The sequence below is a fragment of the Mycolicibacterium neworleansense genome, assembly GCF_001245615.1.
GTDB classification, from domain to species: Bacteria; Actinomycetota; Actinomycetes; order Mycobacteriales; family Mycobacteriaceae; genus Mycobacterium; species Mycobacterium neworleansense.
In genome coordinates, this window is sequence record NZ_CWKH01000001.1 from 2,593,815 (window position 1) to 2,616,951 (window position 23,137).

Below are 23,137 nucleotides of genomic sequence, written 5' to 3' on the forward strand. Positions count from 1 at the left end.
CTCAACGAATCGTGATGGTGCCGATGGGCCGGATAGTTTGCTCCACCCAGCGGCGAAAGGTGTCGGGTACTCACCTCCTACCGTTGGGCGGCGAAGTGGCGCTGCGTTACGGGAGCGCCGCCGTGAGTCATTCACGGGTGGTTGCTGCCGACGGTAGTCCGTGTTCACCCACTCGTGCCACCAATTTCAAATACGTGTTTTCACTTCTTCATGTGGGTTTGATCGCAGCGAAACGATCGGCCCGTCAGGCGTGCGAAATCGCCAGCACAGCGGACACCCGCGCCCCGGCGCGCGTGAGCATCCGCACCGATTCGGCCGCGGTCGCCCCGGTGGTGACGATGTCGTCGACCAACACCACTTCGCCGGTGACCGGCCTGATCAGACGGACCCGGCCGGCGATGTTGCGCTGCCGCGCCGCGGACGACAGGCCCACCGAATCACGCGCCCACGGCCGCAGCCGCAATGCCGGGACGACGCGTACTCCCGGCAGTCCGTCGGCGCCCGACACCGCGATCCGGTACACCGGATCGCCGCCGCGGCGCCGGGCCGCCGAGCGCCGGGTGGGCGCCGGCACGATTATCACCGGAGCCCCGACGATTCCCCAGGTCAGCAGGTGCTGCAGGCCCGCATTCAGGGCACCGGCCAGGGGGCCGATCAGGTCGCTGCGACTGTGCTCCTTGACCGCGACGATGGCGCGCCGGCGGACCCCGGCGTGGCGGCCCAGTGCGAACACCGGGACCCCCGGATCGGCTCGCGGTGTGAACAGGTGGGGCTCGTCGTCACCGACGCCGAGCGCTGCCGCGCACGACGCGCACCACCGTGTCGACGGGGCGCCGCAGCCGCCGCACTCCAGCGGCAGGACGAGGTCGAGCATGCGGGCAGTCTGCATGCCGGGGACGACATCTTCGGCGCGCTTGATCGCCGCTCTTCCGCAAATTTTCCACCCCAGGGTCGCGATGAGCGTCGCGGCGCAGCCCTCAGGTAGAAAGCTGCGCCGGCACCGGCGTCAGCCGGGTAGCACCGGCAGCGAGCCGGGCACCATCAGCGGCCGCACGTCGACCCACCCGGGGTTGTCCTCACTGACCGAGGCGGACAACTGCATGACACCCCGCTGATCGGCGACATACACCGTCGACGGGTTCGCTGCCACCGTGCCCACCGGGGCCACCAGGTTGCGGCTGGGCCCGTCCGAGTTCACCCCGTCGAGGTTGACGTACGACACGGGGTGCGCCGGATCGGTCCGGCTGACCACGATGTCATCTCCCGTGCGCCAGGACAGCGACACCACGGAGTTGCCGAGGCCGAAACCGAGGCGCCGCGGATAGGTCAGCAGGAACTGGCCCTCGGGTGTCCGCTCGATCCCGGCCAGGATCACCTGGCCACCGATCACCATCGCCGCGCGGGTGCCGTCGCGGGACAGCTGCAGTTCCGTGATCGGGCCCGGATAGCGGGTGGACACCGCGGCCGCATCGACCGGGATACGAGCCGGAACGCCGGACGCGTCACGGATGGCACGCACTACGTTGGCATCGTCGACCACCACCCACACGGCCTGGTCCAGCGACCAGCTGGGCCGGGTCAGGGTGCGCCCTTCGATGGCCATGGCGGTGGGTCCGCCGAGCGGCCCCATCCACAGCGAGGCGGCGGTGGCCTCCGGAGCGTCGGGCAGCACGACGACCGACGCCGCGTCCTGACCGTTGCGCGACACCGCGGCAGACTTCTGATTGGGTGCCGAGCCGAAGGCCCCCGGCACCCGGCTGGTGCTCTGCCCGTCCAGGGCCACCAGCGAGCCACCCACCAGCGCGTGCAGGCCTGCTGCGGCACCGGGCACCGCGCCGGGGTCGGTGGCCGCGACGTCGGAGGTCTCCCAGCCGTCGGCGAACCGGTCGTCCAATGGTGCACCGTCGGCGTTGATCACGTAGGGCCCGCTGATGCCGGCCCGCGACAGGGTCCAGATGATCTGTGCGGCAAGCAGCTGACGGCTGTGCGGATCGGTGGTCGACAGGTTTTCGAGGTCGATGCGGGCACCGCCGTAGCCTCGGCCCACTCCGGTCTTGCCGCCGTCGGCCCGGGTCACCGGACCGCGCAGTCTCAGGGGCGCGTCGAGCAGATTGCGCACCGACCTGGCCAACTCCGGACGCGGCCCGGCCACGAGCTTGGAGATCAGTTCGGTGGCCAACTGGTCGGGATCGGACACCGCGACGTAGCGCGGATCGGGCACCACCGTGGCGCCGGTCGGATCGACGAAGTAGAGGGTGTTGCGCTTGTACGTCGACTGGAACTGTTGCCAGTCAAGGAATACGCCGTTGGGCAGCCGGTCGATGCGCCAGCCACCCGGGGTCTGGACCAGTTCGATGGGGCCGGGGTCGGGCAGCGCCCCCTCCCCCGTCTCGAACACTCCCATGTCCGAAAGGGACCCCAGGATGTCGGCCCGCATGCTCACCGAAACCCGGTCCGAGCCACGGGTTTCGACGAACACCACCCGGTCGAGCAGCAGCGCGCTGCCGGCGTCGTCCCACCCGCTGGAGGCCGATTCGGTGAGGAACTGCCGGGCCGCCAGGTGCCGGTTCGCGGGATCGGCGGTGGCCTTGAGGAACTCGCGCAGCAGCACGTCCGGGTCCATCCCCGGCGCGGGTTTGGGCAGGTTGGGCGGTGCGGGCTTGTCGACCGTGCCGATCGCTTGCGGGGAGGACGAATTCGGGATTCCCGCGCACCCGGACACCAGAACGACCAGACCGACGACCACCACCGTCAGCAGGCGCTTCACACGTTCTCCTCCGCATGCTCCCGATCTCGGTTGGGACGCTGCCGCTGCTTCTGCTGCGGGGCAACGGGTTTGAGCGGCAACGGGCTCGTGGTCACCTTGTGGCCACGCACCAGCGGAAGGGTCAGGCGGAAACAGGCGCCCTTGCCGGGTTCGCCCCAGGCCTCCAACCGGCCCTGATGCAGGCGTGCGTCCTCGATGCTGATGGCCAGGCCCAGACCGGTGCCGCCGGAGCGGCGTACCCGCGACGGATCCGACCGCCAGAACCGGCTGAACACCAGCTTCTCCTCGCCGGGGCGCAGGCCGACGCCGTAGTCGCGGACGGTGACGGCCACGGTGTCCTCGTCGGCGGCCATCCGGATGCGCACCGGCTTGCGTTCGGCGTGGTCGATGGCGTTGGCGATGAGGTTGCGCAGGATCCGTTCCACCCGGCGGGGATCCACCTCGGCGATCACCTCGCCGTCGGGCATGTTGACGTCGAGTTCCACCTCGGCATCGGCAGCCAGGTGGCCGACGTTGTCCAGCGCGCTCTGCACCGTGGACCGCAGATCCACCGACTCCACCGACAGCTCGGCCACGCCGGCGTCGTGTCGGGAGATCTCCAGCAGATCGGCCAGCAGGGTCTCGAAGCGGTCCAGTTCGTTGACCATCAGCTCGGTGGACCGCCGCAATGCGGGGTCCAGATCCTCGCTGTGGTCGTGGATCAGGTCGGCGGCCATGCGCACCGTGGTCAGCGGGGTGCGCAACTCGTGGCTGACGTCAGAGGTGAAGCGGCGCTGCAGGTTTCCGAATTCCTCGAGTTGCTGGATCTGGCGTGACAGGCTCTCGGCCATATCGTTGAACGACACCGCCAGCCGGGCCATGTCGTCCTCGCCGCGTACCGGCATCCGCTCGGTGAGGTGTCCTTCGGCGAACCGCTCGGCGATCCTTGAGGCCGAACGCACCGGCTGCACGATCTGGCGGGCCACCACCAGAGCGATCGCGGCCAGCAGGCCCAACAGCACCACACCGCCGGTCGCCATGGTCCCGCGCACCAGCGAGATGGTGCTTTCCTCGTTGTTCAGCGGAAAGATCAGGTACAGCTCAAGATTGGGCACCGACGAGGACGCCGGGCTGCCGACGATCAGTGCCGGCCCGGAGAACCCATCGGTCTGCACGGTGGCGTACTGGTAGCTGACCTGCCCGGCTTTGACGAAGTCGCGCAACGCCTTCGGCACCTGCTGCACGGGCCCGGCCGCCGCGGCCTCGCGTGGACCGTCGCCGGGGACGATCAGCACCGCGTCGAACGCTCCGGCCACGTCGGCGCGCGCGTCGGCCTTGCGGTCGATCAGGGTGTTCCGCGCAAGCTGCAGGCTGCTGTCCAGCGAGCGACTCTCCTCACCGCCGACGATGCCGCCGACCGTGATGCGGGCACGCTCGACCTCCTCGGTGGCGGCCTTGACCTTGACCTCGAGGATCCGGTCGGTGATCTGGCTGGTCAGCACGAAGCCGAGCACCAGGATGACGGCGAGCGAGAGCCCCAGAGTCAGCGTGACCACTCGTAGTTGCAGCGAACGACGCCACACGAGACTCAGGGCCCTGCCGAGCGTCCCCAATCCGCGCAACAGTGGGCCGGAACCTCCCCAGCGCCCACGAATGCGCCGTCTGGAGCTGAAGATCACGGGGGTCCGGCCTTGTATCCCACTCCTCGAACGGTCAACACCACCTGCGGGTTCTCCGGGTCTTTCTCAACCTTGGCCCGCAACCGCTGGACATGCACGTTCACCAAACGGGTGTCAGCGGGGTGGCGATATCCCCACACCTGTTCGAGCAGCACATCACGAGTAAACACCTGGCGTGGTTTGCGTGCCAGCGCCACCAGCAGGTCGAACTCCAGCGGTGTCAGCGAAATCTGCTCACCCTGACGGGTCACCTTGTGGGCCGGCACATCGATCTCGACATCGTTGATCGACAGCAGCTCGGCCGGCTCGTCCTCGTTGCGACGCAGCCGGGCGCGCACCCGTGCCACCAGCTCCTTCGGCTTGAACGGCTTCATCACGTAGTCGTCGGCGCCGGATTCCAGGCCAAGCACCACGTCAACGGTGTCGGTCTTGGCGGTCAGCATGACGATCGGTACGCCGGAGTCGGCACGGAGCACCCGGCACACGTCGATCCCGTTCATGCCGGGCAGCATCAGGTCCAGCAGGACCAGATCGGGCCGCAGTTCGCGGACCGCGGTGAGCGCCTGGCTGCCATCGCCGATGACCGCGGTGTCGAATCCCTCGCCACGCAAGACGATGGTGAGCATCTCGGCCAGCGATGGGTCGTCATCGACGACAAGGATCCTTTGCCTCATGGTGTCCATGGTGTCACCAGATCGCGATAAAACCGGGGTACCACACGCGGGTTTCTCCGCTTTATCTGCTGCTTAGCCGCCCCGCCAGGACGACCGGGTCCACATCCGGGCCCGCCAGCGCCCATCGGCCGCACCAGTCGGCGGCCGCCAGCGCGGCATAGACCTCGCCGGTGCGCCGCTGCAACCCGCCGTCGCGTTCGTAGGCGTCCTTGGCCCGGTCGGCCTCGGTGTTGGCCCGGTGCTCGGCCCGGGCGGCGGCCAGCTCGGTCGGGACGTCGAGCAACACCTGCCAATCCGGCCTGGGCAGTTTCAGGCGGTCGAACTCCAGCTCACGCACCCAGGAGACCACTTCACCGTCGGCGCCCTGATGCAGCCGGGCGGCGCTGTAGGCGGCGTTGGAGGCGACGTAGCGGTCCAGGATGACGACGTCATAGGCGCCCTGCAGGTGCTCGATCTCCTCCCGCGCACCGGCCCGGTCCAGCGCGAACAACACCGCCATCGCGTGCACCGACCCGGCCAGATCCCCGTGGGCCCCGTGCAACGCCTCGGCGGCCAGATCGGCGGGAACCGAGTGGTGATAGCGCGGGAACGCCAGGCTTCCGACCGACTTACGATCGGCCTCGAACGCCGCACGTAGGCCGTTGGTCAACGTCCGCTTGCCTGCACCGTCGACACCCTCGATCGCAATGAGCACAGTGGCAGAGTAATTGGTGCGCCGCAGCGCACGAGCATCAAGCGGAATCGGCGATCACCCGGTGGGCGCTGAATCCGTTTCGCGGCAATTCTTGTGGCGGGATGACGTACGTGCCATCCCGTGCGATACGGAGAACCCTGGCCAGGTCCGCGGCGGTGAGACGGTCGACCGGCGTCGATTTCAGCGAATGCCAATCTCGGGGAAGGGTCGGCCCGTCGGCCGGAGCCGTCGTGAATTTCTCGAACATGCCCAGCACCAAAAGAATCGGAAATGCAGCGGTCGCGAATCCGGGAACAAGCACTTTCGCGACGACGGCGTAACCAGGGCCGAGGGTATCGGCTCCCGCTTTCGCAACAACCGCGGTCGCCAGCGCCAGAACCAGTACACACGCCACATACGCCGACCAAACCGATGTGGGCGAATGCCATTCCATCGCCAGAACCAGAACCACAGGGATCAGATGTGCGCAGTACGCCAAACACAGGGCGGCGACAAACATCACCAGCAGCAGATCCGGGCGTGGTGACAGCAGTATGTTCCTGATCCAATTCGGCACCGTAATGCCGACATCGGCCAGCAGGCCGAATGCCCAACTCACCGGTCCGTTTCGGGCGTTCTCGCCTCCCCCGCCGGCAACGAGTAGCCATATCCAGAGATATGACGAGAACACACCGATCGTGAATGACGAATCCGTTTTGACGAACTCGTACACGTCTTTTCCGGAAACCATGATCGAAACCTAGCGATCGGGTCCGACATATCCGTTCGGGCGTTGGTGGGGATTCCTCGATGGCCGGAGCTCGCTGGCCGACCTGGGCGCCCCTTCCACAAAGATAGCCATGCTTAGCATCTCCTTCGGGTACCGTCGCTCGGTGCCCGGGATCGCCGACGGATGAGACAGCGCATGAACCACGACACCGCCCTTGCCGCAACCACCTTGATGGACCTGCTGCGGCAGCGTGCCGAGACCTACCGCGACAAGGTGGCGTTCAGCTTCTCCTACGACGGCGACGACGTGAATCGCACCGAGCTCACCTACCGAGACCTGGACCATCGGGCCCGGGCGATCGCGTCCACCCTGAAACAACTGGGCGCCGCCGGTGAACGCGTCCTGGTGCTGTGCCGACCTGGCCTGGACTCGATCGCCGGTTTCTTCGGCTGCATCTACGCCGGCGCGGTGGCCGTGCCGGTACACGAGCGGCTGGCGCCCCGGCTGTCGTCGGTGGTGCCCGACGCAGACGCTCGTTTCGCCCTCGCCACCGCCGAGACCCAAGCGAAGATCAAAGCCGCGATCGACGAGCTCGGCGAGGGCCGTGACCTGCAATGGGTGCGCACCGACGACGAGCACGCAGGCGCAGGCCGGGCCGATCGCTGGGTACAACCCGATCTGGACCCGGACGCAATCGCCATGGTGCAGTACACATCTGGCTCCACCACCACACCGAAGGGCGTCGCCCTGAGCCACCGGAACCTTCTCCACAACATGGAGTCGGTCCGTCAGGTGTGGCACGGAGACGACACCGCAACCAGCGTGTTCTGGCTGCCGTCGCATCACGACATGGGGCTGATCGGCGCGATCCTGTCGATGCTCTACGTCGGGTGCACCACCCATCTCATGTCGCCATCGTCATTCGTCAAACGCCCGATGCGGTGGCTGGAAGCACTGTCGCGGCACCGCGCAACCTTCACCGCCGCACCGAATTTCGCCTACGAGCGGTGCGTCGAAGACAGCACCGAAGAGGAGCGCGCGGCGCTGGATCTGTCGAACCTGGCCACCGCCATGAACGGCGCCGAGCCGGTGCAGGCCGCAACATTGCATCAGTTCGCCGAGGCCTTCGCTCCGGCCGGTTTCCGGCCGGAGGCGTTCTGTCCGGTGTACGGCCTCGCGGAGGCCACCCTGCTGGTATCGGGCGGCTCGGACTCCGCGCTGCCGGTGGTTCGGCACATCGATCGCACCGGACTACAAGTCGACCGAGTCGTCGATGCCGCGCCGGGCGATCCGTCCGCCGTGGCCGTGGTGGGGTGCGGTCAGCCTCGAGGCGGACAACGAGTGGTCATCGTCGATCCGGTCACGCACCGGCCGTGCGAGGCCGACGAGGTCGGTGAGATCTGGATCGCGGGACCCAGTGTGGGCCAAGGATACTGGGCCCGACCCGAAGAGACCGAACAGACGTTCGCGGCAGTTCTTCCTGACGCTTCGGCCGGGCCGTTCTTGCGTACCGGCGACTTGGGCTTCCTCCGCTCGGGTGAGCTGTTCATCACCGGGCGCTGTAAGGACCTGGTCGTCATCCGCGGCGGCAACCACTACCCCAACGACATCGAACGCACGGTGCAGGGCTGCCATCCGGCGCTCGTGTCCGGACGCGGTGCGACCTTCGCGATCACGCCGGGTCTGGGTGCGGTCGAACAGTTGGTGGTCGTGCAGGAGGTGGATCAGCAGCGCGATCCGGCAGTCGACCTCGCCGGAATGGCCGCCGCGGTCCGGACCGCCGTGACCGAGCGCTACGGAATCGAGCCGAACTCCGTTCTGCTGGTGCGGCACCTGTCGATCCCGACCACCTCAAGCGGCAAGATCCAGCGGGGCCAATGCCGCCGGCAGTTCCTCGACGGCGAGATCACGCCCGTCGCGCACTGGAGCACACCCTCGGCACTCGACGACCTGGCCAAGGCCAGAGAGCTCGAGGCGGCGGTTCAGATCGCAGAGCTGATCAAGGCGGAGGCCGCCCGCCAACAGGCCGTCGGCAGTGCCTGAAGCCAGATAGCCTAGCTAATCGCTGTTTGCCGTTGTGGCCTTCGCCCCACCCGCCGCCGCATCGGATCCCCAGCCTCGGGTCAACCGGGCCCAATACGGCCCACCACCCTGAGGCCAACCGCGGCACCTGCCGGGCACTGTCGAGCGATGCCGAACCGACTGCAGTAATTCGTTGCGGCACAGCACATATGGCTGATCAAGAGAAATCAAGATCAGCCACCGGCCAGGCGCCGCCCGGCAGCTGCGACCCTACCCCGACGAGGTTCCGGACGCGCACCGGCCCAGGCCCGAGGCCCGGCGGCCATACCCAGCCAGAAGATTAGAAGAACTCTAAATATTTGCCACCGAGACCTGGTCAGGTCGCTATCGGCCACATCGCACCCGGCCCGGATTGCTGGGCGGGCAAATCCCTGGTCGTGACTACAAGTTTTGTCAAAAACTTGCGTTTTCAACTACTTCGCCAGCTATGGTCTGTCCCTGTTATTTACGGATTCGAAAGGAGATGCCGTGCATCTCGCTGCTCAGCCCCACACCGCCGTGGGTGCAAAGCAAGAAGTCGCCCGCCACTGGCTCACCGCCGCCGGCGTCGTTGTCGCCGCCGCCGGGATGATCGCCGCCGCGCCGGGGATCTCCCCCGTCCCGGCCAGTGTTCAGCAGGACATCCAGGCCGGTGCGGTCCGGCTCACCGCGGGTTGGGACCCCTTCGCGCAGTGGCAAGCGGCGTTGGACACCGCCACCGCCGGTGGCAAGGTCCTCGGTGACAACTTCCTGTTGGCGCCGGGCGTCGGCCTGCAGCAGGCGATCGCCAACCAGCTCGGCTACGCCAAGCAGCTGTTCGAAGATCCGTCGAGTTTCGAGGCCGTATCACAACAGTTCGCCGCGAACGTGATGAAGGTGGCGACGGGCCTCACCCTGATCGGTGCGGACGACGCGACCAAGGATGCGGTGCTCAAGCACACCCTTGGCGGCATGCATGGCATGGCGCTCGACCTGTTCCCGGGCTTCCTGGCCGAAGGCGTCGACGTCGACACCTTCTCGGCGGTGATGAGTGTCTTGGCCTCGCCGCTGAGCGGCGTCCTCATCGGATCCGTCGGCCCGGTGATCAGCCCGGCAGTGGCTCTGATCAACAGTGCCGTGGCGATCTCGAACGCCCTCCAGGCCGGTGATTCGACGACGGCACTCTCCAGCTTGCTGGGGGTCCCGGCCGGCATGGTCGACGCCTTCCTCAACGGTGCCAATCTGAATCTCGATGCGCTGGCACCGATGATCAACGACGCGGGCCTGATCAACGACAGCGTCACCATCGCCGGGCTCAACATCGCCTTCGGTGGTCTGCTCACCCCCGGCTCCACGGATCGGAGCACCTACGAGTACACCGACGAGGAGGGCAACAAGGTAACCATCCCCTCGGTCGGCGGCTCGATCTTCAACAGCATCGGCATGGACATCAAGCTCGGCGCCCTGCCCATCTCGGTCAAGGGCGAGGCGGTCGGTCCGATCGGCGCCTTGCAGGGCCTGTCGCAGACGGTCGGCGTGCTGCTGGGCAGCGGCTGGGATGACTGGGACGGCAAGGGAAATGCGCCCGCACCCAAGCCGCCGTTGTTCGGGCTGCAGCCGCTGGCGACGGGCGACATCTTCTCCGACATCGCCGAGGGCGCCGGTGTCACCAAGCTTCGCGACATGTTGAAAACCGCTGCCGTCAACGACATCGTCAAGAAATTGCAGGGCATCGACACCGCTACCGAGCCCGTCGCCGACGACGCGGCCGCCGCCACGACTGACGACATCACTGTGTCCGACAAGGGGGCCGCGGCCACCGAACTCACCCACACCACCGCGAACAAGCTGGTGGCGGTGACGCTGCCGAATGCGGACACGGCGACCGAGTCCGTATCCGAAAGCGCGGTCAAGGCACCGGCCGCCGATACCGAGGAAGCGTCGACGGCGGGTGCGGCCGAAAATGCCGGAACCACAACGCCACCGAAGCCCCAGGTGCTCCCGAAGCCGCCGACCAGCCGACCCGACACCTCGTTCGGCAAGAGCCAGCGCAAACTGGCCCAGGGCATCAGGGACGCAGTCAAGAACGCCCGCAGCGGATTCGGCGTCAGTGACCGCGTGACCGGCGAATCCAACTCCGGTTCAACCGATTCGAGCTCAGGCACCTCCAGCTCCGGCACCTCCAGCTCCGACAGCTCGGCCAAGCCGAAGACCAAGGCCAAGGTGAAGGCCAAGGCGACGAAGGACAAGACCACCAAGGACACCAACAAGGACTAACCGAGCCAGTGGCACGCCGGTGGGCCGCTCCGCGGAGGGGCCCACCGCGTTTCGGTTCTGCCGGTGCGCTAGAACTCGCCGCAGTTGGGCGTGGTCGGTAATCCGTTGAAGCGGTCGGCAATCCATTGCATGCCGCGCTCCCCGTCGACGAGCATCGGCAGTGCGTGGTTGATCACCAACTTGTTCAGGAACGGCGGCTCCTCGTTCGTCCAGAACTGGACATCGGCGCCCTTGTCACACCAGTCCCGGCCGAGCTGGTTGGCCGCCGTCCACGGCACCAGCGGGTCGTACCGGTTGCTGAGGACCAGCACCGGCGCGTTCGGTTTGTAGCGACCGATCTTCTGCATGTCGAACAGCGTGCTGAACGGCTCCTCATTCACCGCCTGATGGATGTCGACGGTGAAGTAGGGCTGCAGGTGGCGAAACATGAACTTGGTGATCGTCTCTGCGACGCACTGGTCTTGAACCTTCTGCAGCAGGTCCGCTCCGCGCGGCGTGAGCTTCGAGCGGATGACGTCCTCGAATTCCGGATATGTGGTGATCACGGAGTTCAACGCGTAACCCACCACCCCGACCAGTGCGCTGCCGTCGGCGTAGGGGAACAGTTCTTTGAGATCGGCCGGCGGCGCACCCGCGTACGTGCCCACCACGTGTAGGTCCGGTGCGTACGACGGGGCCAGCTCGGCAGCGGACGCCGCGGCGCCGCCGCCTTGCGAATAGCCCCAAAATGCCACCGGCCCTTGGGGATCCAGCGAGGTGCCGGGTAGTTTCATCGCCGCCCGGCCGGCGTCCAGCATGGCGTTACCCTCGGCGATCCGGTTCACATACGTGTGCAGACCGGGTGTACCGAGCCCCTGATAGTCGGTCATCACGATGGCGAATCCGCGGGCCACCATGGTCGCGACGAACAGCTCTTCGTAGTTGAACGCGACGTCCAGCCACGGCGACCAGTGGATGCCCTGATTGAACTGCCGGGACGGAGCGCACTGGTCCCCCTGGCCCTGGGTGCCCGGGCCGTAGACGATCAACGGTCGCGGGCCCTTGCCCGGCCAGGCATTGTGCGGCTCGAAGTACGTGCCGGTCACCGCCATCGGGTTGCCGCGAGCATCGGTGCTGCGGTACATGATTCGCGTTCCGTCCGCGACGATGGCGCCGAGCTCACCGGACGGTTCGAGCACGAGCCTTGAGGGCTCGGACTTGATCAGATCCCCCGGAGCCCCGGGCAGCAGGTCCGGCGGCGTGTAGAACTCGATGTACTCGTCTTCGTTGAAGATCGGGTCATGCCCGTCATTCGACGGATCGGCCTGTGCCGGCACCACGCCGACACTTCCGAGCAGCAACAAGACACACAGAACCCCCCAGACCCGACCCACGAGGCGGAACAATAACAGTCAGTGTCTGACAATTGTCGGATACCGACATGAGCACTTCGCTTAGTACTGCCGACCAGACACAAAATCCCCCAATTCCATAGGGAAAAGGGGGATTCTGCGACTGCTCGCGCAGAAGAGGAGACTCAGTAGCGGTAGTGCTCCGGCTTGTATGGACCCTCGACGTCGACGCCGATGTACTCAGCCTGCTCCTTGGTGAGCTTGGTCAGCGTGCCGCCGAGTGCCTCGACGTGGATGCGCGCCACCTTCTCATCGAGATGCTTGGCCAGGCGGTAGACCTCGTTGTCGTACTCGTCGTTCTTGGTCCACAGCTCGATTTGGGCGATCACCTGGTTCGAGAAGCTATTGCTCATCACGAATGACGGGTGGCCCGTGGCGTTTCCGAGGTTGAGCAGACGGCCCTCGCTCAGCACGATGATCGACTTGCCGGTGTCACCGAAGGTCCACTGGTCGACCTGCGGCTTGATGTTGAGCCGGGTGGCGCCCGAGCGCTCCAGGGCCGCCATGTCGATTTCGTTGTCGAAGTGGCCGATGTTGCCCAGGATCGCGTGGTCCTTCATCGCCTTCATGTGCTCGAGCAGGATGATGTCGAAGTTGCCGGTGGCGGTCACCACGATGTCGGCGTTGCCGATCGCCTCGTCGACGGTCACCACGTCGTAGCCATCCATCAGCGCCTGCAGGGCGTTGATCGGGTCGATCTCGGTGACCTGCACGCGCGCACCCTGACCGGCCAGCGACTCGGCGCAGCCCTTGCCCACGTCGCCGTAACCACAGATCAGCACCTTCTTGCCGCCGATCAGCGCGTCGGTGCCGCGGTTGATGCCGTCGACCAGCGAGTGTCGGGTGCCGTACTTGTTGTCGAACTTGCTCTTGGTGACCGAGTCGTTGACGTTGATGGCCGGGAACGCCAGCTCACCCGCGGCGGCGAACTGGTACAGCCGCAGCACGCCGGTGGTGGTCTCCTCGGTGACACCCTTGACCGACTCGGCGATCTTGGTCCACTTGTCCTTCTCCGACTCGAAGCGCGCACGCAGCACGCCGAGGAAGACCTTCCATTCGGCCGAGTCGTCTTCTTCGGCGGGCGGCACGACACCGGCCTTCTCGTACTCCGCGCCGCGCAGCACCATCATCGTGGCGTCGCCGCCGTCGTCGAGGATCATGTTCGCCGGCTCGCCCTCCCAGGTGAGCATCTGCTCGGCGGCCCACCAGTACTCCTCCAGCGTCTCGCCCTTCCACGCGAAGACCGGGGTGCCCTTGGGCTCTTCGGGGGTGCCGTTCGGGCCGACGACAATGGCCGCCGCGGCGTGATCCTGGGTGGAGAAGATGTTGCAGGAGGCCCAACGGACCTCGGCACCGAGAGCCACCAGCGTCTCGATCAGCACCGCGGTCTGCACGGTCATGTGCAGCGAGCCGGAGATACGTGCGCCCTTGAGCGGCTGTACGTCGTGGTACTCGCGACGCAACGCCATCAGGCCTGGCATCTCGTGCTCGGCCAGGCGGATCTCCTTGCGGCCGAACTCGGCCAGCGACAGGTCGGCCACCTTGAAGTCAATACCGTTGAGACTGTCCGCCTTCAACTCGGTCATGTAGAGCCCTCTTTCAGTCGTGATTGCTTGCCGTCGCACGGGTGCGCCGTACGGCGACGCCACATGCAGATACCTCTAGCCTGCGGGCTCGCGGGACAGGCGCTCATGCGTTTTGTGACAGCGGCGGCGCTCTGACAGCTAGGGGGTATCTATGACACCGTAGCGCTCGGCGAAGGGCGTCATGAGTCGGGCCAGGTCACCGGCCACATCATGGTCCGCTTCAGGTGGCATCGACACGTAGCTCATCGCCAGCCGCACGATCGCCCGGGCCAGCACCCCCGCATCCTCATCGCTGGCTTTCATCCAGCTGTTCTGGAAGGTTCCGGTGAGCCGGGCCGAACACCGAGTGATGATCGGCCCGCTACCGGTGGTGATGATCTGCAGCAGATCCGGCTTGGAGGCGCCGGTGAGCAATGAGATCACCAGCGGATCGGCGGCGGATTCGAGGAAGAACGCCCGGAAGCCTTCCAAGAACGCCGCGTGCACTTCGCCCACGTTGTTGTTGATGGCCTCGTCGACCGCGTCGACGAGGCGGTCCGCCAGGCGCATGGCGTATCCCTCGGCCAGGCCCTGGCGCGAACCGAACTCGTTGTAGATCGTCTGGCGGCTGATACCCGCGACCTGCGCCACGTGCGACAGCGTGATGGCGGACCAGTCGCGGGTGAGCAGCAGCTCGCGCATTCCGTCGAGAATCGAATCGCGCAGCAGCACTCGCGACGCCTCCGCATACGGGATGCGTTGCTTTTCTCGCGGCCGACTCACACGGGCGACAATATCGCTTTCCGGTCCGCTTTCGAGCGCGTCGCACGAAGCCGTCAAGGCCGCACGACCTCAACCATGTCGAAATCGGCCTTCGCCGCGCCGCAGTCCGGGCAGCTCCAGTCCTCGGGGATGTCGTCCCAGCGCGTGCCCGGGGCGATGCCGTCCTCGGGCCAGCCTTTGGCCTCGTCGTACTCAAAACCGCACTGCACGCAGACGAACAACTTGAACTCGTCGGTCATGTCGTTACTCCTATCGAATCGAAATCGACCTTCTCCCGCACCGCACAGTCGGGGCAGCACCAGTCGTCAGGTACGTCGTCCCAGCAGGTTCCGGCCGGAAACCCTTCGCGCGGAGCACCTTTGATCTCGTCGTAGATGTAGCCGCACCCGGGACACCGGTAGGCGCTCATGCCAAGCCCTCCGCCTGCTCCGAAGCCCCGTACCGGGCCAAGACCTTCGCCCGCAGCCGCGGCTGGATGTTGACCTTGGTGATGTCGCCGTCGTAGTGCTCCAGCACCCGGTGGTCCATCACCTTGCGCCACAACGGCGGCAGGTACGTGAGCCCGATCAGCGACGCATACCCGCTGGGCAGGTTGGGCGCACCGTCGATGCTGCGCAGCGTCTGATACCGGCGTGTCGGATTGGCGTGGTGATCGCTGTGACGCTGCAGGTGATAGAGGAACAGGTTGGTCACGATGTGGTCGGAGTTCCAGCTGTGCACCGGCGCGCAGCGCTCGTAGCGGCCGCTGGACATCTTCTGCCGGAGCAGACCGTAGTGCTCGAGGTAGTTCACCGACTCCAGGAGGCTGAACCCGTACACCGCCTGGATCAGCATGAACGGGATCACACCGGCGCCGAAGATCGCGATCAGTGCGCCCCAGAACACCACCGACATCGCCCACGCGTTGAGCACGTCGTTGGACCAGTGCCACGGCGAGCGGTCCTGCCGGCGCAACCGCTGGGCTTCCAACTCCCACGACGAGCGCAGGCTGCCGAACACGCTGCGCGGCAAGAACTCCCAGAAGGTTTCGCCGAAGCGGGCCGACGCGGGATCCTCGGGGGTGGCCACCCGCACGTGGTGCCCACGGTTGTGCTCGATATAGAAGTGGCCGTACCAGGTCTGAGCCAGCGTGATCTTGGACAGCCAGCGCTCCAGCGAGTCACGCTTGTGCCCCATCTCATGTGCGGTGTTAATGCCCACCCCTCCGAGCACACCCACCGACAGTGCGATGCCGATCTTCGCCGGCCAGCCCAACCCACCGTCGAACCCGAGCCAGCTCAGGTCCGATGCGGTGAACAGATATGCACCCATCACGACACTCGCGTACTGGAACGGAATGTAGAGGTAGGTGCAGTACCGGTAGTACTTGTCGTTCTCCAGCCGCTCCATCACCTCGTCGGGCGGATTCTGCCCGTCGGGGCCGAACCGCAGGTCCAGCAGTGGCAACAGAACATAGAGCAGGATCGGGCCGATCCACAGCGGCACCTGCGCCGCGACATGCCAGCCCGCCTGGTTCAGCGCCCACACCAGCGGCAGCATCGCGAAGATCGCCGTCGGGGCGATCAGCCCCATGAGCCACAGGTGCCGCTTCTTGTCCCGCCATTGCCCGACGTCTGCCACGTCCGGTCCGTTCGAGAGTTCCGCCACCACGATGTGCCTCCTTCTGTGAGTGCTGTCACTGCAATGACTTGACTATAGGCAGGCGCATGTCGCTTGTCTAGACACAGAGTGATGTTTTGTAAAGCACAACAGGTGTGCGGCGTCACAATGCGGACGGGCGAGGAAAAATTTGAGCCGAGATCGAGAGACGCCGAGGGCGCCTCAGACCGTGGCGACGTCTCGGTTGGCCAGGACCGAATGCCGACGGCCGTAGAGCATGTACACGACCACGCCGATCGCCATCCACATCAGGAACCGGATCCAGGTCAACCCGGTCAGGTTCAGCATCAACCACAGGCACGCCAGGATCGCGGCGATCGGCAACACCGGAACCCACGGCACGCGAAATCCGCGCGGCAGGTCGGGACGAGTCCGCCGCAGCGCGATGACGCCGGCCGAGACCAGCACGAAGGCGAACAGCGTGCCGATGTTGACCATCTCCTCGAGCCGGCCCATCGGAAACACCGAGGCGGCGATGGCCACCAGCACACCGACGATCACGGTGATGCGCACCGGCGTGCCGTGGCCTCCGGTGACGGCCAGCTGGCGCGGTAACAAACCATCGCGCGACATCGCGAACAGCACGCGGGTCTGCCCGAGCATCAGCACGATCACCACCGTGGTCAGGCCCGCGAGCGCCCCGATCGAGATGACCTTCGCTGCCCAGTGCACCCCGTTGGCCTCGAATGCCGTGGCCAGGTTGGCGTGACCGTCGGGCGCGTCCCGCAGCACGGTGTAGGACACCATGCCCGAGAGCACCACCGACACCGCGACATAGAGAACAGTGACGATGCCCAGGGAGGCCAGGATGCCGCGCGGCACATCGCGCTGCGGATCGCGGGTCTCCTCGGCGGTGGTCGCGACGACGTCGAACCCGATGAACGCGAAGAACACGATCGAGGCGCCGGCCAGCACGCCGTACCAGCCGTAGTGGCTGCCCGCGGCCCCGGTCAACAACGAGAACAACGACTGGTCGGCCCCGCTGGCGCCCTCACCGGCCTCGTTCGGCGGGATGAACGGGGTGTAGTTCGCCGCCTTGATGTAGAACGCGCCGACGATCACCACCAACAGCACGACCGACACCTTGATGATCGTGATCGCCAGGCTGAAGTGCGCCGAGAGCTTGGTTCCGATCACCAGCAGGACCGTCACCAGCGCGATGATCAGCAACGCACCCCAGTCGACGGCCAGACCGCCGACGTCCGCTATTCCACCGCCGAAGCCGAACACCGTCCCCAGGTAGCTCGACCATCCCTTGGCGACCACCGCGGACGCCACGGCGAACTCCAGGATCAGATCCCACCCGATGATCCACGCCGCGAATTCACCGAAGGTGGCATAGGAAAAGGTGTAAGCGCTACCGGCGACCGGCACGGTCGAGGCGAACTCGGCGTAGCACAGGGCGGCCAGACCACACGCCACGGCGGCGATCACGAAGGCGATCGAGATGGCAGGTCCGGTCAGGTTGCCGGCGGTGGAAGCGGTGATGGTGAAGATGCCCGCGCCGATCACGACCGACACCCCGAATACCGTCAGGTCCCACCACGTGAGGTCCTTGCGGAGCCGCGTGGACGGTTCATCGGTGTCGGCAATCGACTGCTCGACAGATTTGATTCGCCGAAGGGCAGACATATGTGGTGACGCCTCTCATCGGGGCCGGGGTCACGCCATGTTCCCACCACCGTGGCGGAGAGGCGGGTAGGACTCTCAAACTGCCGCTCAACCGTGCCATCCGGCGCGAGTGGGGCGTACGTCACACTTGGCTTTGATCGTGATACGGTTCGCGCGTGGCTGAGCTCCCCTACTTTGACCTGCTGATCGATGAACGGCAGGACGGTGGTGAAACCGGCCAGCTGTGGGAAAACCAGGTGCACTGGGGCTACTGGGAGGACCCCAAGACCGCCCAGGGCACCCGGGCCGATTACATCGCCGCGATGGAGCAGATGGACCATGTGCTTTTCGCGGCCGGACAGGTTGCCGACGGGCAGAAGGTGCTCGACGCCGGCTGCGGGTTCGGCGGAACCATCCAGCAGATCAACGCCACGTACTCGGACATGGACCTCACCGGTCTGAATATCGACCCACGCCAGCTCGCGGCCGCCGAGGCCCAGACCAAGCCGGTCAACGGCAACAAGATCGGCTGGATCGAGGCCGACGCGTGCCAGCTGCCGTTCGAGGACAACTCCTTCGACCGCGTGCTCGCCGTCGAGTGCATCTTCCACTTCCCCTCGCGCGAGAAGTTCCTGGCGGAAGCCGCCCGGGTGCTCAAGCCGGGCGGGTACCTGGCGGTGTCCGACTTCGTGCCGACCCTCATGTTCTTCGGCAAGACCCCGATCTGGATGGCGATCCGTCCCCGGATCGCGAAGTCCTACGGAACGCTGGGGAATGTGCCCCTGCGGGGCTACAAGTCCATGGGCAAGCGCGCGGGGCTTGAGCTCTCGGCAAAGCGCAACATCCGTAAGAACACGTTGCCGACGTACCCGTTCCTGCTCAAGTTCTTTCGCGAGCAGGGGTCGGCCGATGCCCAGAAGACGATGATCGTGGGCACCCGCTGGATGAAGTGGCTGTCCAAGCTCGGTCTGATTCAGTACCGGGTTTACACGTTCCACAAGCCCGCCTGACGGTCGGACCGCAAAGGCGACGACGGCGCGCCGGACCTGGTCGGGTTCAGCGGTTCCTGATCAGAGGGTGGGCATGAATTCGGCGAGCGCCAGGATCATGAACACCACCAGGGCGAGGCCGATCAGCCCACCTGCGGGAATCATGGCCACGCACACCACAACCCACACGAGAAGCCTCGGCCACTCGAACGGCTGGTTCCCCACCACACCGCCGCGGCGTTCCCGGAAGGTGTGATACGCGGCCCACACCCCCGCGCCCGCGGCCGCACACGCGATGATCCGCACTCCGTCCGGCGTCGCCAGCAGCGCGACGCCCGCCATGATCGCCACACCCATCAGGCGCGCCGTCAACGCCAGCGGCAGCTTGGCCACGCGTCCGATCGCCGGGCTCCGGTCAGGCTCACCGCGGTACCGCGGCAGCCGGCCTTCGATACCCAGCATTCGCCAGATCCACCGCGACCATGCCGTGCGCAGACCCAGATCCTCGGCCACTCTTCGGACATCGGCGGCCGATTCGGCCATCATCTGACGCGACCGGGCGCTTCTCCAGAACGCAGACTTGAAGACTCGCCGTGGCACCCCGAACTCGCGCGCGAAAGTGCGTGGCGGCCCGATCATCTCGCCGATCAACCACCGCAGGAAAAACGGGAAGAGAATTGCGTACCACGCTCGCTTACGCCGGCTGACGCTTTTCATCCGTTCGGCCAGAAGGTCGTCGGCAAACGAAATGTGGCGGGCCTCCTCCGCCAGATGGATATAGGTGATCTTGTTCAGCAGCGGCGGCACATGGGCCGCGCCGCGGTGCTGCAGGGTCTGCTGGAAGTGCAGCGGCTGTTCACCGCACAGCACTCCGATGAAGTGAATGATGTTGGCATAACCGCCGATAAAGCCCAGTATCGGCCCGATGAACCGGGAGCCTCGCCGCATTCCTGGCACATCCTCGCCGGTACGGTTGACGAACTCCTGGAACATCTGGATGTGATTGCACTCGTCGATCAGTTCGTGGAGCAGATACTGGAATACCGGCGAACCATTCGGCAATTTCCCGGCGTAATGCACCACTCCGCGAATCAGCATCATTTCGAATTGAAGCGTGACCTTGAGGGTGTTCGCGGTTATCCAGCGCCCCATGTCGATACGGCGCTGCAAAGGCTGTTGGGCATACCATTCCGTCGCCGCCAGCGGGGCGCTTTCGGGATCGAGCTGCCATCGCGGATCGTCGTCCGCCAACGCGTTTTCGGGTGCGTCCCAGTCGATGTCAACGTGGGGATCGAAGCGTCGACGGACCGTCGCACGAGAGAGGGCCTCCACCCTGTCGAAGTAGAGGTCCCCCGTTGCCGTGCCGTCCGCGTCGCTGACCGTTGTCATTGCCCCATCCGTTGACGTGTGAGTTTCCTTGCAGAGGGTATCAACCTGAGAGCTGTATCACGCCTCCAGCCACGGGATTGTGCCATGAGTTGTTGCAACTTCGTTAGGCAGGCCGTGTCGGGCAATGTCCCGCGTCGCCGCCTGGCCGGGATCACCGCGTCGCCACCCGGCACGAGCAAACGTCGAACGCCCGGTCACGCAGTAGCCCACGCACACCAATCGGGGCGGTGTCGCCTACCGTTACAATTGACGTTCCTTCTTATTCTGACCCGGTGCATGCTGCGTTCGCAGTACCGTGGCGGCCATATGCTCAGCACATCCACACGCCCCACCAACCATGCCGTCGTCGTCGGAGGGAGCATCGCCGGGCTATGCGCCGCGCGGGTGCTCGCCGATCATTTCGCCGACGTGACCCTCTACGAACGTGACGAGCTGCCCGATCAGCCGGTCAACCGCAGTGCGATCCCGCAGGGCCAGCATGTGCACCTCCTGATGGCTCGCGGGGCCGACGAGCTGGAGGCGCTTTTCCCGGGTTTGCTCGACGATATGGTGGCCGCGAACGTGCCGGTGGTGGAGAACCGACCTTCCTCCATCCACTTCGAGGCAGGCGGCCACCTGCTCGGTACCGGACAGACCCGCGAGTCCAACTTCACCGCCTACGTCCCCAGCCGCGGACAGCTCGAATGGCAGATTCGCCGGCGGGTGTCGGCCTTGCCCAACGTGCAGATCCTCCGACGAGGAGTGAGCGAACCGCAGTTCGATCCCGCGACCCAACGGGTCACCGGGCTCTTGCTCGACGACGGTGAAGAGATTGCGGCCGACATGGTGGTCGACGCCTCGGGACGCGGCAGTCGCTTACCGGTGTGGTTGGAACAGTGGGGCTACGAGCGACCGCCCGAGGAATCGATCAAAATCGGGGTCACCTACGCGTCACAGCGCGTCCATATCCCCGCAGAGCTCATCAGCGAGAAGATGGTCGTCGTCAGTGCGGCGCACGACAGCGGCCTCGGTATGGGCATGTTGTTCCACGAGGACGGTATCTGGACAGTAACCGCGTTCGGTGTCGCCAAGGCCGAGCCGCCCAGCGATTTCGCCGGCATCAAAGAACTGGGCGGCACCGCCCTGCCACCGCACCTTGCCGCCGCGCTGCGTGCCGGTGAAGCGGTGGGCGAGATGAACTTTCACCGCTACCCGGTCAGCAAGTGGCGGCGCTACGACAAGCTGGACCGGTTCCCGGACGGGATTTTCCCGTTCGGCGATGCGGTGGTGAGCCTGAATCCGACGTACGGACAGGGCGTGACCATGTCGACCGTCCAGGCGGCCAACCTGCGTCAGGTGCTCTCCGAAGGAACCCAGGACCTGATCCCCCGGCTGGCACGGCGAACCGCCAGAACCACCTACCCGGTGTGGACGATGAATTCGGTTGCCGATCAGGTGAAGCACGGGGCGGAGGGCGACAAAGCCTTCTGGTTCGGCCCGCTCTTCGGTCTCTTCGACCAATTCTTGGGGGCAGCCGAGACAGATCCCGTTCTGGCCGAGTGGTTTCTGCGGCGAACGAGCATGCTCGACAGCCTGTGGCTGACTCCACCGCCCCGGATCGTCGGACGAGCGATCCGCCACAACATCAAGGCTTGGCTGGCCGAACGCCGCCGGCGTCCCAACCGCTCCGAGGCGTCGGTCACCGCCCGAAGCTGATCAGCCGGTCAGATCCCGATGGTCACCCGGAACAGTTTCGTCGGCTCGGCGGCGGTCAGCCGGATCGGGCCGTCCGCGGCCGCCACCCACGCCGCCGCACCACGCTCCAAGGTCAGCTTGTCGTCGTCGGCATAGATCACCGCCGCACCTTCCGTGCACAGCAGCAGCTGCGGACCATCGTGATGGGAGTGCACGTCGATCTCGTCGCCGATGTGTTCACCGTCGACCGTCAGCACCGAAACGGCGAACTCCTGCGCCGGCGTCTGATAGATGGTTTCGGTTCCATCCGTGACGGTTTCCGGCCGCAGCCGATCCTCCGGGGTCGGGGTGAAGTCCAGCACGCGCAGAAGCTCGGGCACATCGACGTGCTTCGGGGTCAGCCCGCCGCGCAGCACGTTGTCGGAGTTGGCCATCACCTCGACACCGACACCGTGCAGATACGCGTGCAGGTTTCCGGCCGGAAGGTAGAGCCCTTCCCCCGCCTGCAGGCTGATGCGGTTGAGCAGCAAGGAGGCCAGCACACCGGCGTCACCGGGATAACGCTCGCCGAGCTCCAGCACGGTCTTGACCTCTGCGGCGAATTTCTTTGCCCCGGAACGGATGTAATGGACCGCGCCGTCGAGCACCGCCGGCACCAGCACGTCCAGGTCAGGCTGCGGCGCGGTGATCCAGGTGGTGAACAGGGCCCGCAATCCGTCGGCGTCGGACTGATCGGAGAGCAGGTTGATGAACGGGTCCAGGTCCGAGACGGCCAGCGCGCGCATCAACTCGACCGTGCGGTCGACCGGGCGGAATCCGGCCAGGGCATCGAATTGCCCTAGCGCAACCAATAATTCGGGTTTGTGGCTCCGGTCGCGGTAATTGCGGACGGGTGAGGACACCGGGATCTCGAGCCGGTCCTCGCGATCGAAACCCTCACGGGCCTGCGCGGCGCTCGGATGGGCCTGCAACGACAACGGTTCATCGGCGGCCAGCACCTTGACCAGGAACGGCAGTGCGTCGCCGAATCGGCCGATCGCCACGCTGCCCAGTTGCCCTTCGGGATCATCGTGGACCGCCTGCAGCAGCGACTCTTCGCCGTGCTCGGTCTGCAGCCACGCCGGATCGCCCGGATGCGCGCCGAGCCACAGTTCGGCCTCCGGATGGATTGTCGGACTGGGCCTTCCGGTGAAATCGGCGATTGCTGTGCGCGAACCCCAGGCATAGGTCCGCACCGCTCCCCGTAGCAGATGCACT

At 66.0% G+C, this 23,137-nt stretch carries 19 protein-coding genes; 4 read left to right on the forward strand and 15 right to left on the reverse strand.

From position 1 onward, the window contains the following. Nucleotides 1–244 precede the first annotated feature (244 nt). The 6 genes from BN2156_RS12310 to BN2156_RS12335 form a co-directional block, all read right to left on the reverse strand. The gene (locus BN2156_RS12310; protein WP_090515832.1) at nucleotides 245–874 is read right to left on the reverse strand and encodes a ComF family protein; all 630 of its coding nucleotides are present in this window, start codon (nucleotides 872–874) and stop codon (nucleotides 245–247) included. 132 nt (nucleotides 875–1,006) lie between these two features. Continuing rightward, the gene (gene lpqB / locus BN2156_RS12315) at nucleotides 1,007–2,767 is read right to left on the reverse strand and encodes an MtrAB system accessory lipoprotein LpqB (protein WP_090514005.1); all 1,761 of its coding nucleotides are present in this window, start codon (nucleotides 2,765–2,767) and stop codon (nucleotides 1,007–1,009) included. After that, entirely contained in the window at nucleotides 2,764–4,425 is a 1,662-nt protein-coding gene (gene mtrB, locus BN2156_RS12320; protein ID WP_162490785.1) for an MtrAB system histidine kinase MtrB, read from the reverse strand. Before mtrB ends, lpqB begins: the two co-directional genes overlap by 4 nt. Beyond that, nucleotides 4,422–5,108, reverse strand: a complete 687-nt coding sequence (mtrA, locus tag BN2156_RS12325; RefSeq protein ID WP_019343547.1) for a two-component system response regulator MtrA — start codon at nucleotides 5,106–5,108, stop codon at nucleotides 4,422–4,424. Before mtrA ends, mtrB begins: the two co-directional genes overlap by 4 nt. A gap of 52 nt (nucleotides 5,109–5,160) precedes the next feature. Continuing rightward, nucleotides 5,161–5,793, reverse strand: a complete 633-nt coding sequence (locus BN2156_RS12330) for a dTMP kinase (RefSeq protein WP_090514007.1) — start codon at nucleotides 5,791–5,793, stop codon at nucleotides 5,161–5,163. Nucleotides 5,794–5,830: 37 nt separating this feature from the next. Further along, nucleotides 5,831–6,505, reverse strand: coding sequence for a phosphatidylglycerol lysyltransferase domain-containing protein (locus BN2156_RS12335; RefSeq protein ID WP_131725163.1), 675 nt, complete (start codon nucleotides 6,503–6,505; stop codon nucleotides 5,831–5,833). Between the two features lie 192 nt (nucleotides 6,506–6,697). Here BN2156_RS12335 and BN2156_RS12340 point away from each other — a divergent pair, with 192 nt between their 5' ends. Next, nucleotides 6,698–8,545 carry a fatty acyl-AMP ligase gene (locus tag BN2156_RS12340; RefSeq protein ID WP_090514013.1) on the forward strand — a complete coding sequence of 616 codons (1,848 nt, stop codon included), beginning with the start codon at nucleotides 6,698–6,700 and terminating at the stop codon, nucleotides 8,543–8,545. Nucleotides 8,546–9,052: 507 nt separating this feature from the next. Next, nucleotides 9,053–10,819 carry an outer membrane porin GjpA gene (gjpA, locus tag BN2156_RS12345; RefSeq protein ID WP_090514016.1) on the forward strand — a complete coding sequence of 589 codons (1,767 nt, stop codon included), beginning with the start codon at nucleotides 9,053–9,055 and terminating at the stop codon, nucleotides 10,817–10,819. 68 nt (nucleotides 10,820–10,887) lie between these two features. Here gjpA and BN2156_RS12350 read toward each other — a convergent pair whose 3' ends face one another. The 7 genes from BN2156_RS12350 to BN2156_RS12380 all read right to left on the reverse strand — a co-directional run bounded on the left by BN2156_RS12350 (nucleotide 10,888) and on the right by BN2156_RS12380 (nucleotide 17,849). Continuing rightward, nucleotides 10,888–12,135 carry a lipase family protein gene (locus BN2156_RS12350; protein ID WP_456152353.1) on the reverse strand — a complete coding sequence of 416 codons (1,248 nt, stop codon included), beginning with the start codon at nucleotides 12,133–12,135 and terminating at the stop codon, nucleotides 10,888–10,890. Between the two features lie 200 nt (nucleotides 12,136–12,335). Continuing rightward, nucleotides 12,336–13,796: an adenosylhomocysteinase gene (gene ahcY / locus BN2156_RS12355; RefSeq protein WP_090514021.1), complete on the reverse strand. Its 1,461-nt coding sequence runs from the start codon at nucleotides 13,794–13,796 to the stop codon at nucleotides 12,336–12,338. Nucleotides 13,797–13,934: 138 nt separating this feature from the next. Beyond that, a complete protein-coding gene (alkX, locus tag BN2156_RS12360) occupies nucleotides 13,935–14,558 on the reverse strand; it encodes a TetR family transcriptional regulator AlkX (protein ID WP_090514024.1) in 624 nt (207 codons plus the stop codon). Between the two features lie 53 nt (nucleotides 14,559–14,611). After that, the gene (locus BN2156_RS12365; RefSeq protein ID WP_090514027.1) at nucleotides 14,612–14,797 is read right to left on the reverse strand and encodes a rubredoxin; all 186 of its coding nucleotides are present in this window, start codon (nucleotides 14,795–14,797) and stop codon (nucleotides 14,612–14,614) included. Next, complete coding sequence (locus tag BN2156_RS12370; RefSeq protein WP_090514030.1) at nucleotides 14,794–14,967, reverse strand: rubredoxin; 174 nt, start codon at nucleotides 14,965–14,967, stop codon at nucleotides 14,794–14,796. Before BN2156_RS12370 ends, BN2156_RS12365 begins: the two co-directional genes overlap by 4 nt. Further along, nucleotides 14,964–16,130 (reverse strand): alkane 1-monooxygenase, encoded by a 1,167-nt coding sequence (locus BN2156_RS12375; RefSeq protein WP_276021563.1) that lies wholly within the window; start codon nucleotides 16,128–16,130, stop codon nucleotides 14,964–14,966. Before BN2156_RS12375 ends, BN2156_RS12370 begins: the two co-directional genes overlap by 4 nt. 249 nt (nucleotides 16,131–16,379) lie before the next feature. Next, nucleotides 16,380–17,849 carry an amino acid permease gene (locus tag BN2156_RS12380; protein ID WP_090514035.1) on the reverse strand — a complete coding sequence of 490 codons (1,470 nt, stop codon included), beginning with the start codon at nucleotides 17,847–17,849 and terminating at the stop codon, nucleotides 16,380–16,382. Nucleotides 17,850–18,004: 155 nt separating this feature from the next. On the opposite strand from BN2156_RS12380, the gene BN2156_RS12385 reads away from it, so the two are divergent. Further along, nucleotides 18,005–18,838, forward strand: a complete 834-nt coding sequence (locus BN2156_RS12385) for a class I SAM-dependent methyltransferase (RefSeq protein ID WP_090514038.1) — start codon at nucleotides 18,005–18,007, stop codon at nucleotides 18,836–18,838. A gap of 60 nt (nucleotides 18,839–18,898) precedes the next feature. On the opposite strand, the gene BN2156_RS12390 is transcribed toward BN2156_RS12385, so the two are convergent. Continuing rightward, nucleotides 18,899–20,206: an AurF N-oxygenase family protein gene (locus BN2156_RS12390; protein WP_090514041.1), complete on the reverse strand. Its 1,308-nt coding sequence runs from the start codon at nucleotides 20,204–20,206 to the stop codon at nucleotides 18,899–18,901. A gap of 306 nt (nucleotides 20,207–20,512) precedes the next feature. Between BN2156_RS12390 and BN2156_RS12395 the strand changes: the two genes are divergently transcribed. Then, complete coding sequence (locus BN2156_RS12395; protein WP_090515836.1) at nucleotides 20,513–21,901, forward strand: FAD-dependent oxidoreductase; 1,389 nt, start codon at nucleotides 20,513–20,515, stop codon at nucleotides 21,899–21,901. A gap of 8 nt (nucleotides 21,902–21,909) precedes the next feature. On the opposite strand, the gene manA is transcribed toward BN2156_RS12395, so the two are convergent. Beyond that, complete coding sequence (gene manA / locus BN2156_RS12400) at nucleotides 21,910–23,136, reverse strand: mannose-6-phosphate isomerase, class I (RefSeq protein WP_090514043.1); 1,227 nt, start codon at nucleotides 23,134–23,136, stop codon at nucleotides 21,910–21,912. Nucleotide 23,137: the final 1 nt, after the last annotated feature.

Bases quoted from the DNA above. Each gene is read 5' to 3' on its own strand.
- BN2156_RS12310 (WP_090515832.1), bottom strand. From the start codon at position 874: ATGCTCGACCTCGTCCTGCCGCTGGAGTGCGGCGGCTGCGGCGCCCCG.
- mtrA (WP_019343547.1), bottom strand. From the start codon at position 5,108: ATGGACACCATGAGGCAAAGGATCCTTGTCGTCGATGACGACCCATCG.
- BN2156_RS12340 (WP_090514013.1), top strand. From the start codon at position 6,698: ATGAACCACGACACCGCCCTTGCCGCAACCACCTTGATGGACCTGCTG.
- ahcY (WP_090514021.1), bottom strand. From the start codon at position 13,796: ATGACCGAGTTGAAGGCGGACAGTCTCAACGGTATTGACTTCAAGGTG.
- BN2156_RS12365 (WP_090514027.1), bottom strand. From the start codon at position 14,797: ATGACCGACGAGTTCAAGTTGTTCGTCTGCGTGCAGTGCGGTTTTGAG.
- BN2156_RS12370 (WP_090514030.1), bottom strand. From the start codon at position 14,967: ATGAGCGCCTACCGGTGTCCCGGGTGCGGCTACATCTACGACGAGATC.
- BN2156_RS12375 (WP_276021563.1), bottom strand. From the start codon at position 16,130: ATGGGGCTGATCGCCCCGACGGCGATCTTCGCGATGCTGCCGCTGGTG.
- BN2156_RS12380 (WP_090514035.1), bottom strand. From the start codon at position 17,849: ATGTCTGCCCTTCGGCGAATCAAATCTGTCGAGCAGTCGATTGCCGAC.
- BN2156_RS12390 (WP_090514041.1), bottom strand. From the start codon at position 20,206: ATGACAACGGTCAGCGACGCGGACGGCACGGCAACGGGGGACCTCTAC.
- BN2156_RS12395 (WP_090515836.1), top strand. From the start codon at position 20,513: ATGCTCAGCACATCCACACGCCCCACCAACCATGCCGTCGTCGTCGGA.